This is a genomic window from Saccharopolyspora endophytica (assembly GCF_018070075.1).
GTDB lineage: Bacteria > Actinomycetota > Actinomycetes > Mycobacteriales > Pseudonocardiaceae > Saccharopolyspora > Saccharopolyspora endophytica.
In genome coordinates, this window is record NZ_JAGPXE010000002.1 from 462,033 (window position 1) to 478,758 (window position 16,726).

At 66.4% G+C, this 16,726-nt stretch carries 11 protein-coding genes; all 11 read left to right on the forward strand.

The window, feature by feature from the left end:
* Nucleotides 1–13 precede the first annotated feature (13 nt).
* The 11 genes from KBO27_RS06225 (at nt 14) to KBO27_RS34120 (ending at nt 16,335) form a co-directional block, all read left to right on the forward strand.
* Nucleotides 14–1,237 carry an MlaD family protein gene (locus KBO27_RS06225; RefSeq protein WP_210968974.1) on the forward strand — a complete coding sequence of 408 codons (1,224 nt, stop codon included), beginning with the start codon at nt 14–16 and terminating at the stop codon, nt 1,235–1,237.
* Nucleotides 1,238–1,263: 26 nt separating this feature from the next.
* Entirely contained in the window at nt 1,264–2,610 is a 1,347-nt protein-coding gene (locus KBO27_RS06230) for an MlaD family protein (protein WP_210968975.1), read from the forward strand.
* Complete coding sequence (locus tag KBO27_RS06235; protein ID WP_210968976.1) at nt 2,607–3,896, forward strand: MlaD family protein; 1,290 nt, start codon at nt 2,607–2,609, stop codon at nt 3,894–3,896. The genes KBO27_RS06230 and KBO27_RS06235 overlap by 4 nt, the downstream gene beginning before the upstream one ends.
* Nucleotides 3,896–5,335, forward strand: a complete 1,440-nt coding sequence (locus KBO27_RS06240) for an MlaD family protein (RefSeq protein ID WP_210968977.1) — start codon at nt 3,896–3,898, stop codon at nt 5,333–5,335. Before KBO27_RS06235 ends, KBO27_RS06240 begins: the two co-directional genes overlap by 1 nt.
* 9 nt (nt 5,336–5,344) lie before the next feature.
* Nucleotides 5,345–6,652 carry an MlaD family protein gene (locus KBO27_RS06245; protein ID WP_307870262.1) on the forward strand — a complete coding sequence of 436 codons (1,308 nt, stop codon included), beginning with the start codon at nt 5,345–5,347 and terminating at the stop codon, nt 6,650–6,652.
* Nucleotides 6,649–7,938: an MlaD family protein gene (locus tag KBO27_RS06250; RefSeq protein WP_210968978.1), complete on the forward strand. Its 1,290-nt coding sequence runs from the start codon at nt 6,649–6,651 to the stop codon at nt 7,936–7,938. Before KBO27_RS06245 ends, KBO27_RS06250 begins: the two co-directional genes overlap by 4 nt.
* A gap of 466 nt (nt 7,939–8,404) precedes the next feature.
* On the forward strand, nt 8,405–10,660 hold the full coding sequence (locus KBO27_RS06255) for an MMPL family transporter (RefSeq protein WP_210968979.1): 2,256 nt from the start codon (nt 8,405–8,407) through the stop codon (nt 10,658–10,660).
* Between the two features lie 113 nt (nt 10,661–10,773).
* Nucleotides 10,774–11,748, forward strand: coding sequence for a peptidylprolyl isomerase (locus tag KBO27_RS06260; protein WP_281420660.1), 975 nt, complete (start codon nt 10,774–10,776; stop codon nt 11,746–11,748).
* Nucleotides 11,749–11,795: 47 nt separating this feature from the next.
* Nucleotides 11,796–12,284, forward strand: a complete 489-nt coding sequence (locus KBO27_RS06265; protein WP_210968981.1) for a hypothetical protein — start codon at nt 11,796–11,798, stop codon at nt 12,282–12,284.
* Nucleotides 12,285–12,745: 461 nt separating this feature from the next.
* Nucleotides 12,746–13,891, forward strand: a complete 1,146-nt coding sequence (locus KBO27_RS06270; protein WP_210968982.1) for an NAD(P)-dependent alcohol dehydrogenase — start codon at nt 12,746–12,748, stop codon at nt 13,889–13,891.
* Nucleotides 13,888–16,335: a LuxR C-terminal-related transcriptional regulator gene (locus KBO27_RS34120; RefSeq protein WP_210968983.1), complete on the forward strand. Its 2,448-nt coding sequence runs from the start codon at nt 13,888–13,890 to the stop codon at nt 16,333–16,335. The genes KBO27_RS06270 and KBO27_RS34120 overlap by 4 nt, the downstream gene beginning before the upstream one ends.
* Nucleotides 16,336–16,726: the final 391 nt, after the last annotated feature.

The window sequence follows — 16,726 nt, forward strand, 5'->3', positions numbered from 1 at the left end:
GATGTTTCGAGCGGTGAAATGGGTCGCCTTCGCGGCTGTGGCGACCGCCGTTGTGGGCGGCACCGCCTGGGCCGCCGAGAACGACGACTACGAACTGCAGCTGGTCATGCCCAATGCGGCCAACGTCCTCGATGGGTCCCGGGTCGAGGTCGACGGTACGCAGGTCGGCACGGTGACGGGTCTCGAGGCGCGGGACAACAAGGCCTTGGTGACGGTATCGGTCGATGGCGACACCGCGCCTCTCCACGCCGGAAGCAAAGCACAGGTGGAGTGGCGGGGCTTGCTCGGCGAGCGGGTGATCCGGCTGATACCCGGGCCGCAGGGCAATCCGGAGATCCCCTCCGGCAGCCTGATGGAGGCTGGTTCCGAGCAGGTCGAACTGGACCAGGTGCTGGCGGCGCTCGACGAACCCACCCGCCAGCACCTGAACTCCACGGTCCAGCAGCTCGATCAGCAGCTCAAGGACAATCCGCAGGACCTGCGCGCGACGTTGGACTCGGCCGGTCCTGCGGTACAGGAACTCGGTGAGATCCTGAAGGCAGTCGGGCAGGACGGCCCGGCGATCCAGAGCCTGATCCGGAACCTGAAGACGATGATGGAACCGGTGGCGGATCGGCGCGCGGAACTCGAGAAGATCGTGCGTGACCTGAACTCGGCCACCGGCGCGATGTCTGCTGAGCAGGAGCAGCTCAAGCGGGCGCTGAGCGAGCTTCCGCCCACGCTGGACTCCGCGAAGCGGACCATGGACGGTGTGCCCGCCGCAGTCGACGAAACTGCGCCGCTGCTGCGGGATCTGCGGCCGGCGACGCAGCAGTTGACCTCGGTATCGCAAAACCTCAGTCCTCTGCTGGCGGACCTGCGGCCTGCGATGGCGGACCTGCGGCCGACGCTGAACGCCGCCGACGATCTGCTGCAGCGCACCCCAGCTCTGCTGGACAGCGCCCACACCACCGTGCCGGGCGTGAACAGTGCGGTGAGCCAGCTCAACCCGGCGGTGCAGTTCCTGCGGCCCTACACCCCGGACCTCATGGGCTGGCTCAGCAACTGGTCCGCGGCGTTCGCGAATTACGACTCGCAGGGGCATTACTTCCACGGGTTGGTGCAGGTCGGGACGAATGTGTTGGACGACAACCCCGGTGTGAACGTCGGGCTTAAGGGCGGACCGAACGCGCGGCCAGCGCCAGGCATGGCATCCGGCCAACCCTGGGTCGATGCGAATGGGAGTGCACCCCGATGAGAGCTTTCAGAAGTGCAGGATTGCGGATGGGCCTGGCGCTCGCCTCGGTGGCGGCCGTTGTCGCCACCGGGTTCACCGCAGCGGGCATGGGCGACGATGAGGACGTCTCTCTGACAGTGATGTTCCGCGATGCCAGTCCGCTGATTCCGGGAAACCTCGTCCGGCTCGGCGGTGTCCAAGTCGGCGAGATCGAATCGGTTGAGCTGCACAACGGTCAAGCCGCGGTCAGGATGCGGCTCGACCCGTCGGTGCTGCCCCTGCACCGCGACGCGACCGCGAAGATCAGGCCGGTGACGCTGCTCGGTGAGCGGTTCATCGAACTCGGCCGAGGCTCCGACAGCGCTCCTGAGATGGACGAGCCGCTGCTCATACCGGCACAGCGCACGAGTCGCGCGGTGGACCTCGACGAGGTGCTCAACTCGCTCGATGATCCCACCAGCGCCGCGCTCGCGGCACTGGTCACCACATTGGGCGAGGGGACCGGCGGGCAAGGCGCCAATGTGGACGAAGCGCTCAAAGCGTTGGCACCGGCCATGCAGAACACACGCGAACTCGGATCGGTGCTCGAGCAGCAGAATGCGGTGCTCGGCCAGCTCGTGGACCGCACGAGCCCGGTCGCCCAGGCGTTGGCGGAGCGCAATGGCGGGAACCTCGACCAGGCGGTGGAGTCAGGCAAGCAGCTGCTCGCCTCGGTGGCCTCCCAGCGACAGGCGATGATGGACTCGCTGGCACAGCTGCCCGGCACCCTGCAGAAGGCCAACCAAGTGCTCTCCGAGGTTTCCGGTGTTGCGGAAGCCGGCACGCCCGTGCTCCGCGACGTGCGGCCGGTCACCGACGATCTGACGCAGATCACGAATGAGCTCAACGCCTTCGCCGATGCCGCGGACCCGGCCATGGGTTCCCTGCCGCCGGTGCTGGACAAGGCCAAGGGCCTGCTCGACCAGGCAGCGCCGGCGATCAGGGACCTGAAACCCGGCACCGACCAGCTTCCGGGTGTGAGTGCGTCCGCGCATCGCCTGGTCGGCGATCTCACGCCGGAGATGACCACGGTGCTGGACTTCGTCAAGTACTGGGCCATGTCCACCAACGGTCGGGACGGCCTTGGCAACTACTTCCGCGCTTTCGTGGTGACCACGCCGCAGAGCTTACTCCAGTACCCAGGTGTCGGAGTCGGCCCGCCCGGTGCGCCGACCCCGGCGCCGGTGCCGGAATTGCCGATCCCCGGAGTTCCCGGTGTGCCCCCGCCGGTTCCGGGTTTGCCCAGCCTTCCCGGTCTCGCAGGCCCTCCGGCGGCCAACAGCGACGGCAGCGCGACGGGACTCGACCAGTCGCAGGAGACGGCCCTGGTCGACCAACTGCTTGGAGGACGATGATGACAGCGGTGTCTCGATCGACGACGCGGTCATTCCTCGCCGGACTGGGCGGTATCGCAGTCCTCGGCGGGGTGATGCTCCTGGGCGTCACGGCCAACACGGGCGTCCCCGGTACCCCGGTGACGACGGTCCGGGCGGAGTTCGACCACGTCGGTGCCTCGCTGAAGGTGGGCAACGACGTCCGGGAGAACAGCTCCAGGATCGGGCGCGTGGCAGGACTGACATACGAGAACGGTCACGCCGTGGCCATCCTCGAACTGGACGGGCGCGTGCCGGTCTACAAGGACGCCAAGGCCGAGGTCTGGGACCAGTCGGCGCTGGCCAAGAAGGTCGTTGAGATCCACCGCGGCCACGAGAATACGGGGCCGCTGGGGAATCAACCCATCGCGGCCGAGCGCAATGTTGATTCCGCCGACCTCGATCACGTTCTGGACGTGCTCGATCCGCCAACTCGCGATGCGCTGACCAGCACCCTCCGTGAGGTCGGCGGTGGTGCGGCGGGCCACGGGCAGGACGTGCACGACCTGGTCGAGCACGCCCCCGGGATATTGAACGGCCTCGAGAACACCTCCGGGGCGCTGAGTTCGCACGAGGCGAACCTTCCGGCGCTGCTTGACCGGGCAGACCAGCTGGCGGGCTCATTGAACGGCCGGGAACAACAGCTTGCCGATCTCGTGCGGGAGGCCGGCGACACGGCCAAGGCCCTGAACCCGGACGACGGAACTCCGCTGCAGGACAGCATCAAGGTGCTGCCCGGAACGCTCCAGCAGGCCCGTGCGGGCCTCGATTCGCTGGACGAGCCATTGGGCGATCTCCGTTCCGCTGTGTCGGACATCCGTCCGGGTGCCAAGGCATTGGGCACAGCGACGCCCGACCTGCGTGGAGTGCTGCGTGAGGGGGCGGCGCCGTTGAACATGGTTCCAGGCGTCGCGGAGAAGGCCGACCCGGCGATCGCGGACCTTACGCGGACGGTGGCGGACGCGCGTCCACTGGTGCCCGCGGTGTCCAGGGGCCTGACCGACGTCGCCCTGCCGGTGAACATCCTCTCGGGTTACAGCACTGAGGTCGTCAACTTCTTCAAGCGGATCGAGAGCATGGTGTCCACCGAGGTCGCACCGGGCGTGCATGGCGCACGCGTCGGGGTGGCTGCCACCGGTTCGTCCATTGTCGACGGTGGTGTGCTCAAGGATCCGGTGCAGGGCCAGGACCCCTACCCGGCTCCGGGTGAAGTCGATCGTCAGCGCACCGGGCTGTTGCCGAGTGCGGTCAGCGGAGGTGGACAGTGATGTCGTCGAATAGACGGAAGTCGAGGTTCGGCTCGCCGATCGCAATCGGAGCGGTCCTGCTGGTGCTGTCCATTGTCGTGCTGCTGGCGGTTTATCAGAAGGAACGGGTCAGCACGATGCTGTCCTCCGGTGACGAGGTCCAGGCCGAGTTCAACCGCGCGTATCGAGTCATCCCGGCAAAGTCGGATGTGAAGATCGCCGGTGTCGTCGTCGGCACCGTGACCGACGTGGCCAAGGGCGAGGGCGACAAGACCCTGGTGTCGATGAAGGTCTGGGGTGATACGACGGACAAGCTGGGTAGCGAGCCGTCTGCGATCGTCCGCCCGACGACGCTGCTCGGCGGCAACTACTACGTGGAACTCCAGCCCGGCGGCGATCGCCAGAAGTTCTCCGGTGATCCGATTCCGGTGGAGCGCACCAGCGTTCCCAGCGAACTCGACAAGATCCTCGGCGCGATTCCCGGCCGGGCACAGGAGAGCATCCAGAACACTACGCGGCTGACAGACGAGTCGCTGCGCGCCGGCGCGGGCGACAGTGTGGGCAACCTGCTCGAGCACGCGCCACAGGCGCTCGGCCCGGCGGGCGAAGTGTTCTCCAGCGTTCGCGGCACGAACCCGGAGAAGGACCTGTACCAAATCGTGCCGCAGCTCAACACGGTCGCCGTCGCGTTGACCCAGCGGGACGGGCAGCTCGGGCACACGATCGATTCGCTCGGCGATGTCAGCGCGACATTGGGGCAGGTGCAGCGGCCGTTGGCGGACTCGATCGAGGCGCTACCGGCGACGTTGTCGGCCACCCGTGGCGGACTTGACGCCCTGCACGGGAGCCTGGACCGGTTGACCGCCACCGCGGGCAATGCAAGGCCTGCCGCGCAGGAGCTCGGGCCGCTGCTGGCCAAGGCCGATCCGGTTGTGCGGGAGGCCAGGCCGATGGTCGCGGAACTTCGGCCGTTGCTGCAGGACGTGCGGCCGCTGGTCGGCCGGTTGGTGCCGACGGCGCAGCAGGCGACCTCGACGCTCAATCACGTGAACGGGCCGGTGCTGGACAGGATCAACGGGCCGATCGCGAACGCGGTGCTGTCGCCCTGGAAGGGCACCGGAGCCTACGAAGGCAACGGCGGTACCGGGCACAAGCTCTACGAGGAAGTCGGTTACCTCGCTTCGCACAGCGCGAACTTGTCCAAGTACGGCAACAAGAACGGCCGGATGCTCGGACTCGGGCTCGGCGTTGGAGTTTCTACCGTGGGCGGAAACGACCCCGGCACGGCTCAGTTGCTGCAGTCGTTGGGGCTGTTGCCGGGTGGGGTCGAGGTTCTGCCACCTCCGGACCAGTCCGGCGACGACTTCTCCCGGATGCCGGCGACTTCACCTGGTAAGGACCATTTCCTCCCCCGTCCGGGCGGGCTGGTTCCCGGCACGCCCCAGACCCAAGGGAATTAGGAGCGGACGGTGAATAGAAAGTTTTCGCTCAGCCGGGTTTGGGAGCGTATTCGAACGGTTCCCGGCCTGGGGCGCAATCTGCTCGTGCTTGCGATTGTGATCGTGTGCGGTCTGTTCAGTGCATCGGTGATCCTGAGCAACCAGCGGTTCATCCCGCCTTGGTCGGAGCGGTACGAGATCGCGGCGGAGTTCGAACAGGTGCCTGCGGTGAATCCGGGACAGCAGCCAAAGGTGCGCATCGCCGGTGTTGAAGTCGGTCAGATCACCGACAGTGAGGTCTCCGAAGGCGGCAATGCGCGGCTGAAGATATCGCTCGAGCCGGGGTACCAGGTCTACCGCAACGCACGGATGGTGTTGCGTCCGACCAACCCGCTCAATGAGATGTACGTGGAGCTCAATCCGGGCGGGCCACCGGCTCAGGCGTTGCCGCCGAACGGCGTCATACCCGCGAGCCAGACCGAGCGTCCGGTTCAGCCCGACGAGGTGCTCAACCACCTCGACGAGCGGAGCAGGTCGGCCGTGACCAACCTGCTGTCCTCGTCCGACGTGGCGCTGGCCAATGCGCCGCTGCATCTGCCTGCTGGCCTGGACGCCACCGACGCGGCGCTGGTCCAGTACCAGCCGGTGCTGCAGAACCTGCAGACCCGCCGGGAGAACATCGCAAAATTGGTGTCGGCGCTTTCCCAGATCAGCGCCGCGGTCGGTCACAACGACGGCCGGCTGACGGAGCTGATGGACGCCAGCGAGCAGACGCTGTCGGTGCTTTCCGAGCACAACGCGGACCTCGAGTCCACGATCGCGCAGCTGCCGGAGACGACCGGCCAGCTCAAGCGTGCGATGAACGGTGTCAACGGGCTGACCGGCCAGCTTAACCCGACGCTGGACAACCTCAACGCGGCGTCCGAGCAACTGCCGGAGGTACTGCGCAAGGTCAATGGCACCGTCGACAACTTGGGACGCACGGTTCAGGCTGCACGGCCGGTCGTGAATGCGGCGGGTCCGGTCGTGCGGGACCTCCGGCCGATGGTCGAAGACGTGCACACCGCGTTGGGTGACCTGAACCCGGTTGCCCGCGATTTGGGACCCGACTCTGAACTGGTGGTGTCCTACCTCAACGATCTGCAGGCGTTCATCTACAACACCAACGGGACATTCAGCCTCTCCGATGCCAATGGCGGCTTCATCCGGGGTCACGTGGCGGTCCCGCTGCCGGACGCGGGTGTGCTGCCGGGAACGCACGGCGGTAACACGGGCGGGGCCCCGCCCGTGAAGCCTGACGAGCAGGGCGGTATTACGGGCGACGGGAGCAACCCATGAGGTTTTTCCAAGGCACAGCAGGCAAGCTCGTCGTGCTGGGGACCTTCTTCGTCCTCTCGATGGTCTACATGGGGTATCTGCTGGACAAGGCGGGTGTAACCAACCCACTGGCGAACTCGCAGTCCTACACGGCGTCCTTCGAGACCTCCGATGTGGACAACGCGATTCCCGTGGGGGACGTGAAGGTCGCAGGCGTCAACGTCGGCAAGATTGACAGCGTTGAGCACGCGAACGGCAAGGCCCAGGTCGTGGTGAGCCTGGAACAACAGGCCGCGCCGCTGCACGAAGGCGCCAAGGTCCGGATCGGCGCCAAATCCCTGGCCGGCGAGTCCTACATTGAGATCGAGGACGGGAAGGGGGAGGAGCTGCCCAGCGGCAGCCGGATCCCTCCCGAAGCCGTTGAGCGGGGTGTGCAGCTGCGCGACGTCGTCAACAGCCTCGATCCCAAGACACGGGCGGCGCTCGGCGGTGTGATCCGCACGGCGGGAGAAGGCACCACCGGGTCGAAGGAGGACGTGGCCAGCGCCATGACCGGTCTCGGTCAGCTCGGCCGGCAGGGCTACACGGCCGTGGATGCCATTTCGGCGCAGTCCAAGGACCTGACGACGCTGGCGCAGCAGACGACGACCGTTCTCGACGCGCTCGACACCGGGCAGGGGCAGATCGCCTCGCTGGTCGAGAACGCGCAGCGGTTGACCTCCGCAACCAGCGGGCAGCAGGAGGACTTGGCCGCGACGGTGCGCAGCCTACCGGGGGTGCTCTCGAGCACCCAGACGGCGACGGGCAAGCTCCACGAGCTGTCGTCGTCGGTGGCGCCGGTAGCCTCCGACCTCAAAACGGCGGCGCCGTACTTGAACTCGTCGCTGCAGCAGCTTCCGCAGACGACCTCGGATCTGCGCGGGTTGCTTCCGGGGCTCAACGGGACGCTGCACCAGGCGCCGGACACGTTGGACCGGCTTCCGGTGACGGCGCAGGACGTCAGCGCTCTCGTGCCGCAGGCACGTACTGCCATGACCAACCTCAACCCGATGCTGTCGTACATCAAGCCGTACGGCCCGGAACTGGGTGCGTTCTTCGCGAACTTCGGTTCGATCTTCCAGTACACGGACGAGGCGGGAATCCACTTCTTCCGGCTCATGCCCGACCTGGGCAACGAAGGCATCGTCAAGGGCGTACCGGCCCCGCTGCCGAACGTGCTGACCAACAGCAACCCGTACCCCGCCCCGGGGCAGAGCGTCTCGCCGGAGGGGCGAGAGTTCACCAGGATCCACCCGCAGCCCAACTGATGCCAGTGGTGCAGGGCTGAGTTCAAGATCGGGACCTCTGGGTTCGGTGTGGGTCGAAGGACCCGCCCGGCCCGGAGGTTCCTCGTTTCCGATGCTGCTGAGGAGTTCTACAGATGCGGTGTGACTGGCGACTGATCGGAGCATTCAGGTTGTGCTCCCGGGCTAGTTGAACGCGAGTTTCAGCAGGGCATAGCCACCATTTCGGTTTGTCATACAAGAGGTCTCGCCGAATTTGGAAAGTCTACGAAAAATGGAACTGAGTGTCATGACGTGTTGTCTTTGATGGACACGGCGAGGTACTGTGGCCCGCATCACGAGACTTGGCATACGCGGAAGGGACGGGGCTGGAGCAATGCGGCTGTTGAAGGCGCCCCTGGCGCGGGTGCGGAATCTCCTCAAGGGAATTCCGCGCCCTGCCGACGTATCCCGAAGCGACCGGCGCCGGATCACCGCGCGAAAGCTGTTGGTGTCCCTCGTCGTTCTCGGGATCGCGAGTTCCACCGTCTTCGGTCTGTTGAACCTGCGCGTCGAAACGACCGTGGAGTCCTTCCTTCCCGAAGGCGACCCCAGCGTCAGTCGGCTCGAGGAGCACGCCGAGGGCTTCGGCGGGAACCCCGTCGTCGTCGTGCTGGAGTCAGAGGAGCCCGGACACCTGCTGCTCGGTGACAAGCAACTCGAGAAGCTGATGAAGCTCGAGGGGTCGCTGTCGCGGGTGCCGGACGTGGCCACCGTCTACGGCCCCGGCACGGTCATGAACCAGCTCGCCATCTCCTCGCAGAACCTGCTCGCGAGCCTCAGCGGAACGCGTGATGGACTACGTGCCCGCGCAGAGGCCGAGGCCCGCAACCGGAACGAGTCCGAGTCGGCGGTCCGCGCCGCGGGCGACGCCGCCACCGCCGACTTCGACCGCCGCTACGGAACGTTGCTCGTCCGGGGGTTGCCCGGTGGACTTCCCACCACCAAGAACCCGAACTTCGTCAAGAACGTCATCTTCGACGAGACCGGGAAACCGCGGGCGCGGTGGCACTTCGTGGTGCCGAAGGAGAACAGCGTCGCCGTGCTCGTCCGCCCGCGCGAAGGCATGGACGAGGCGGCCACCCAGCGACTGGTCAGCGGTGTGCGGGACGCGGTCGGTGGTGCCGGCCTGTCGACCAGCAAGGTGACCGTCACCGGTGTTCCGGTCATCACTTCTGCGCTGACGGCGGAGGCGACGGCTGAGATTCCGCTGCTGGCGGGTCTTGCTGCGCTGGTGATCCTGCTGCGGTTCCTGTTGGCCTCGCCCGGCTCCAGCCTTTTCCGGAAGCTGTGGCCGCTGTTGGCCGCGGTGATCGGCAGCGCGCTGACGCTGGCCGGGTTCGGTCTGGCCGGGGTGCCCATATCCTTCGGGGCGGCGGCGCTGCTGCCGCTGCTGATGGGCATCGGCAGTTCGTTCCCGCTGTACCTGGCCGCTTCCGCGAATCGGCGCCGCGTTCTGGTCGTGTCGGCCGCGAGTGCGGTGGCGTTCGGTTCGCTGGTCGTCTCGCCCCTGCCGTTCGTCCGGCAACTCGGGCTTGCGCTGGGCGTGGGCGTGCTGCTGACGGTCGCGGTCACCCTGTTCATCGGCAGGAGGATCGGCCTCGGCCCGAACGTCGAGGAGCCGGTGAGGCAGGCGGTTCGCAGCCCGCAGCGACCGGGCGTGCGCTGGAGCGCGCTCGGATGTCTGGCCGCGGTCGCGGTCCTGGGTTGGGCTTCGTTGGCCACCCTCGACGTCCGGGCGAATCCCGAGGACGTCGCGCAGGGGCTACCAGAGCTGGAGAATGCCCGCTACGCCGAGCAGACGCTGGGCTCCTCAGGTGAGGTCAGCATCGTGCTGAGGGGCCAGGACGTGCGAAGCCCACAGGCGCTGGACTGGATGTTCAAGGCGCAGGACGCGACCGTCTCGCGCTACGGCGACCAGATCCGGCCGATCCTCACCGCGCCCGACCTGCTGAAGTTCCTGGGGGATCATCCCAGCCCGGAGCAGGTCTCGGCCGGGCTGCAGCTGCTGCCGCCGTACCTGACCAGCGCGGTGTTCAGCCCCGATGGGAGACAGGCGGTGATGACCTTCGGGCTGAAGTTCCAGGACCTGGAGAGGCAGACGGCACTGCTGGCTGAGATGCGTGCTGCGCTGCCACCCCCGCCGGGGGCGACTCAAGTCGACGTCGTCGGGCTCCCGGTGTCCGCGGCTCGTGCCTACGAGCTGATCTCGCAGCACCGCTACCTCGACAACCTGGTGGGCATCGGTGCGGCCGGTCTCGTCCTGTTCTTCGGCCTGCGAAGCCGGCGGGACGCGTTGCGCGCGATGGCCGCCGCCGCACTGGCGACGGGGTGGACCATCGCCGGGTTGTGGCTGGTCGGCGAACCGCTGAGTCCGCTGACGATCGCGCTCGGCTCGTTGGCCACCGTCACCGCGTGCGAGTTCACCGTACTGCTGGCCGACGAACACCGACATCGAGGAGTTGCGCTCAAGCGGGTTGTCGGGTGGGCGTGCGCCACCTCGGTGGTCGGATACCTGGCCCTAGTTCCGTCGAAGATCGTCCTGCTCCGTGACTTCGGGATCACCCTTGCCGTCACGGTGCTGCTGTCCTACCTGGCCGCCCTCGCGGTCGTGCGGCTGGGCCCGTCGTCCGCGCCGGAGAAGAACACGGTGACCGCCGACGAAGTCCGTGGTGCCGACACCGAGCTCTCGGAGGTTGTTTCATGAAGGTCCGCGTGCCCAAAATCCCAACTCGGGGCGCCCTTGACCGCCTGGCCGGATACATCGGTCGCCCTTCGGCGTTCGGACTCAAGGGCTACCGAGCCGGCGTCGTCATCGCGATGCTCGTGGTGGTCGTCGGAGGATCCAGCACGAAGGCCGTCATGCACGCGGCCGAGTCGCTGCCGGAGGACGCGGCTTTCCGGGCCCAGGGTGTCGTGGTCACCGAGCAGCAACTCAAGCAACGCGTCAGCCTGATGGAGTTCGTCTACGGCCTGCAGCAGCCGAAGGAGCTGGCGAAGCAGGACGAGTTCAAGCGCTCCGTGGCCAAGGCGATGGCAGTCAGCAACGTGGTGGATCAAGCCGCCCGTGAGCAGGGCATCGTGATCGCGGACAAGGCCGCGAGCGACCAGCTCGAGAAGATGATCAAAGAAACGGGTTACGCCGACCGCAAGACCTTCATCCAGGAGCTCGGCGCTCGTGGTATCTCCGAGCAGAACGTCATCGACGAGATCAAGCGTCAGCAGGGAAACGCTCGGCTGTTCGGCAAGGTGACGGAGCCGGTCAAGCCCGTCACCGACGCCGACGCGCAGCGCTACTTCGACCAGAACCGAGCGCAGATGGTCACCCCTGAACAGCGCGACATCGCCAACATCGTCGTGCCGGACGAAGCCACGGCGCAGCAGGTGCTGCAACAGGCGAACGCCGGCGGCGACTTCGCCGCGCTCGCGAGGCAGTTCTCCATCGATGGCAGCACCAAGGACAAGGGTGGCTCGCTGGGACTCGTCCAGGTCACGCAGCTGGACCCGGGCTACGGCAAGGCGGCCTTCGGTGCTCCGGCCGGTTCGGCGTTCGGTCCGGTGCAAACACCGCAGGGCTGGAACGTCGGCCGGGTCGGTGAAGTGCGCCCCTCGGAGCCGGTTTCCTTCGAGCAGGTCAGGGACGCCATCAAGGGCAAGTTGGACAACGACGCGAAGCTCGCGGCCTGGGACGGGTTCCTCGCCCAGCGCATCAAGGATGCCGACGTCACCTATGCGCCGGAATACCAGCCCGCGAATCCGGATGCCTCACCTGTTCAAGCCGGGCAGGGCAACTAGCCGCTGGTAACGGGTCGTACGCCATGTCACATGAAGAAGGAGGAACGATGCTAGCTGCCGTGCTGGCCGCGTTATCGGGTGCTTGCCTCGTCGTCGGATGGTTGCTCGAGCAGATCGTGCTGGTGTACGCAGCCCTCGGGCTGTCGACATTGGGACTGCTGTTGGTATTGGCCGCGGCGTTGCGGCGCGGCCGGTCCGATGTGCCGGAATCGCTCGTGGCTGACGAGCCGTCCACCTCGGTGGTGGACGGAACGGAGGAACCGGGCGACACCGAGGTCGCCGGGGAGGAATCGGACTCGAGCAGTCAACTCACTCGCGAGATTTTCGTCGAACGGGCGAATGGCGATCGCTTGGATTCGGATGCGACCGTGTACGTCCTGCAGCGCCGCAAGCGCTTCCACACCGCTGATTGCCGGTTGGTGAGGGGAAAGCAGGCTCAGGAACTGACGCTGGTCGAAGCACGCGAAGAGGATTTCACGGCCTGTTCGGTGTGCGTCGAGGTCGGGGCAGCGGCGTTGCTGTCCGAACAGCGGTGACCCCGGGCCGCGGACATCCCCGTTTCATGGCTCGCTGAAGACGCTGCGGCGCCCGGCCAGACGCGAACGACCGCTTCGGGCGCGGTCGTTCGCTTGATCGTTGCAGCCATTTGGTCCGGAAGTGAAACCCCGTAACTGAACGTCAGTCGGCAAAAGCACGTAGTTATACCCGTGACCTCCACCATAGTGAGCCGGTTAACGTGGTGTTTCCAGAGCACGAGGCCAAGGCAAAGGGGCCGGTCATGAGGCTGGAGCATCACTCTTCGCATGCCGGTGAGCAGTGTCGCCCGGGTTGGTTCCAGGGCTACGTAGCGGGGCGATCGGTTATCGGTTCAAACGATCGTTTCGACGCCTCAGCGAGCAACGCTCGTGTTCGGCCCGCATGCCCTGGTCGGTTCGCAGGACTCGAGCAAGCCCAGGTGAATGCCTGACCCGGGCTGGAGATCTCCAAGGAGGCCGGAATGCGTGTGACCGCTGCAGTCGCCAGGGACGAGGGCCAACCGTTCATTCTCGAGGAGCTCGAGCTCGATCAGCCACGCCCCGACGAAGTGCTCGTCGAGGTGCACGCCGTCGGTCTCTGCCGTACCGACATCGCGCTGCGCGACCAGTGGCTGCCGGTGCAACTGCCTGCGGTGCTGGGACACGAAGGAGCGGGCGTGGTGGTGCGAACCGGTTCCGATGTCACCAAGGTCCGCCCTGGCGACAAGGTGGTCATGACCTTCGCCTCCTGCGGGCAGTGCCGGTACTGCGCAGGCGGGCACCCCGCCTACTGCGTGGAACTGCTGGATCGCAACATCAGCGGCGGTAGGCTCGATGGCAGCAACGCCCTGCACGGCGACGGCGACGGCGAGATGCACGGGTTCTTCATGAGTCAATCCTCGTTCGCCACCCATGCCATCGCCAGCGAGCGCAACGTGGTGAAGGTTGACGACGGTACTGACCTGGACATCGCTGGCCCGTTAGGCTGCGGGATCCAGGCCGGTGCCGGTGCTGTGATCAACCGGCTGCGCCCGGAGGCCGGCTCCACCATTGCGGTTTTCGGCGTCGGATCTGTCGGTATGGCGGCAGTGATGGCCGCACAACTGGTCGGGTGCAGCAAGATCATCGCCGTCGACACGCAGCCGGACCGGCTGGCGCTCGCCAGCGAGCTCGGCGCGACCCACCTCATCGATGCGAGCCGGGTCAACCCGGTCAGCGCTATTCAGACTCTCACCGACGGCGGGGTCGGGTACACCGTGGAGACCACGGCCGAGCCGGACGTACTGCGACAAGCGGTGTACAGCCTGGCGGCGCTCGGCACCTGCGCGATCCTCGGGTTGGGGCCCGCCGGCGCCGAACTGTCCGTCGACATGACGAACCTGTTGCTTCCCGGACGAACCGTGACCGGGGTGACCTGGGGAGACAGTCGACCCGACGAATTCCTTCCACAACTGCTCGAACTCCACGGGCAGGGCCGCTTTCCCATCGACCGGCTCATCGACACCTATTCGATGATGGACATCAACAAGGCCGTCGAGGACATGGAAGTGGGCAAATGCCTCAAAGCCGTCCTCAAACCGTGCTCGTTGCCCGTCCGAGGTGATGGTGCGGGCCTCGGGATGCGTTGACTGGTTCAGCCTTCGGTCGCGTTTCGGTTTCGGCCGCTCGGGCGCAGGTCGTCCGGAAAAAGGTGGCATCTGGCCTAGGCTGTGCTACTACACTGACCTTGCTCTGCGCAGCGACGCGCCGAGAAAGGGGACATGTCGGGGTGTGTGCTCAGGTCAAGGCTCTTGGCGACGGGTTGACGAGCTTCGTCGGCCGGCGGCGCGAGTTGGCCGAGGTCGCGCGGGTGCTGGGCGAATCGCGACTGGTGACCCTCACCGGAGTCGGTGGCGTGGGCAAGACGCGGTTGGCGTTGCGCGCGGCCGAGTGCGTGCGGGACGAGTTCCCGGACGGCGTCTGGCTCGTGGAGCTGGCGAAGGTAACCGAACCAGCTCTGTTGCCGAACGTGGTCGCAGAGTCGCTGGGCGTGCGAGACCAGACGACGCGCTCCCGGGAAGCGGTGCTGCTGGAGTACCTCGAAGGTCGCCGATTACTGCTGATCATGGACAATTGCGAGCACCTGCTGAGCTCGTGCGCGACCTTGATCGCGAAGCTGTGCCGGGCGGACAACCAGCTCGTCGTCTTGGCCACGAGCAGAGAAGCACTGGGCATCCTCGGCGAGCGAACCTGGCCCGTCCCTCCGCTGTCGATGCCGGACCTGGCGAACGTGGCGCCTTCGCGAGGTGGCTACGTCTACGGACACGAAGCGCTGGACCTCTTCGAAGAACGTGCGCGCACGGTGCTCCCCGATTTCTCGCTCGACACGACTACCAAACCAACGGCTTCGCAGCTGTGCCGGGGGCTCGACGGCCTTCCGCTCGCGATCGAGCTCGCCGCGGTTCGGCTGCGATCCATGTCGATCGAGCAGATCCACGAGCGGCTCCGGGACAGGTACCGGCTGCTGAGCTCGGGTAACCGCGGCGGCCCCGCCCGTCATCAGACGCTCCGCGCCGCGGTCGACTGGAGCTACGACCTCTGCACCGAGCAGGAACGGGCGCTGTGGGCAAGGCTCGCGATCTTCGCAGGAGGTTTCGACCTCGAGGCCGCCGAATCGGTGTGCGCCTGCGACACCATGACCGCAGATGACGTGGTGGAACTGCTGACGAGCCTGGTCGACAAGTCGATTGTGCTCCGGGAAGGTACCGGCGCCAAGGTCCGCTACCGAATGCTCGAAACGATCCGGGCCTACGGCAGGGAGAAACTCGGTGCCGCCGGGCACGAGCTCGTGTTCCTGCGTCGGTATCGCGACCACTACCTGAGATTGGCCGAGACCTTCGATGACAGCTGGTTCGGTGCCGACCAGTTCCGCTGGTGGGACAGGATTCAGGCAGAGCAGGCCAACCTGTGGGCGGCGCTGGACTTCTGCCTGACCACGCCGGGAGAAGAAGCCAGCGGCATGCACCTGGTGGGCGCCCTGTGCTTCTACTGGAATGCCTGTGGCCACCTCCAGGACGGCCGGTACTGGATCGGCCGTGCGCTGCGCGCGGTGGAGACCCCGAGTTCGGCGCGTGCGAAAGCCCTGTGGGTCAACGGGTACATCGCCATGACTCAAGGTGACAACACAGCGGCGATGCGCAGCTTCGACGACTGCGTCGCGCTCGCCGAGGCGCTGGGCGACGAGCAGGCGCGGGCTTTCGCCTACCAATTCCGCGGGTCGTCGGAGCAGTTCACCGGCAACCTCGAACGAGCCGAGTCACTGCTGCTGGAAGCCGTCGAGGCTCACCGGCGGGCCGGCCGGGTCAACTCGCTGACCGTCCTGGGCGTGGCGCAGCTCGCCTTCGTGTCTTGTCTGATAGATGAAACAGAGCGAGCCATCGAGCTCTGTGAGGAATGCCGGCTCATCAGCGAGGCGCATGGGGAGCGGTGGGCGTACTCGTGGGCGATGTGGGTGTCGGGTCTCACGAGGTGGACGAGAGGCGAGTACGCCGAGGCGGCGAGCGCGCTGAAGGCGTCGCTCGAAGTGAAGGACGCGCTCAACGATCGACTGGGCATGTCGGCATGCGTCGAGCTGTTGGCGTGGGTCGCGGTTGAGGACGGTAGTGCGGAACGAGCTTCCCGGCTGTTCGGTATCAGTCGTGCCTCCTGGGCGACGGTGGGCGATCCGCTCTTCGGCTCGCAGGCGTTGGTGGAAACCCATGATCGCTATGAAGAACGGGCCCGCAAGGCACTGGGGGACAGGGCGTTCGAAGAAGGCGCGCGGCGTGGCGAGCAGCTCGACACCGCCGACGCGATGTTGTTCGCCAGGGCGAATCAAGACGAACCGGCTGGTTCCCGCCTGGCGCAGCTGACCCGACGTGAGCGCGAAGTTGCGCGGTTGGTGGCGGCAGGTCTGACGAACAAGGAGATCGCGACTCGGTTGGTGATCTCCCAGCGCACCGTCGAGGGACACGTCGAGAACGTGCTCGGCAAGATGGGTGTCAAGTCCAGAACCCAGGTAGCGATCTGGTTCACCGCCCGGGCTGCTGAATAGGCCGGACGGGTGGCCGGACCCCGTCGTCCTCTGGAGCCTGGACCCGAGGGCCGCTCCCTGCTGTGGTGTTTCGACACTGAACGTGCGTCGGCACCTGGTTAGCTCTTTTGTAGCTAGTTGCGCACGTCGCTGGAGAGCTTCTGTGGAGCTCCCTCGTGCGTCCTCACTTCAGTGTCGCGGGGAACCGCCATGTTTGGGTGCGGTCATTTTCACTGGTGAGATGAGTGATTGCGGCGAATTGCGTCGCCCCAGTGTCGTCGACCACCGGGTTCACCATCGATGGATAAACTACATAGATTGATTGTGAGTGAACGTATGCGTAGTATGTTCTGAGTCGGCACTGATGGGGCCTGGGCGTGGGTCCACGTCGGCGAGCGCAGGTGTTCGCTCG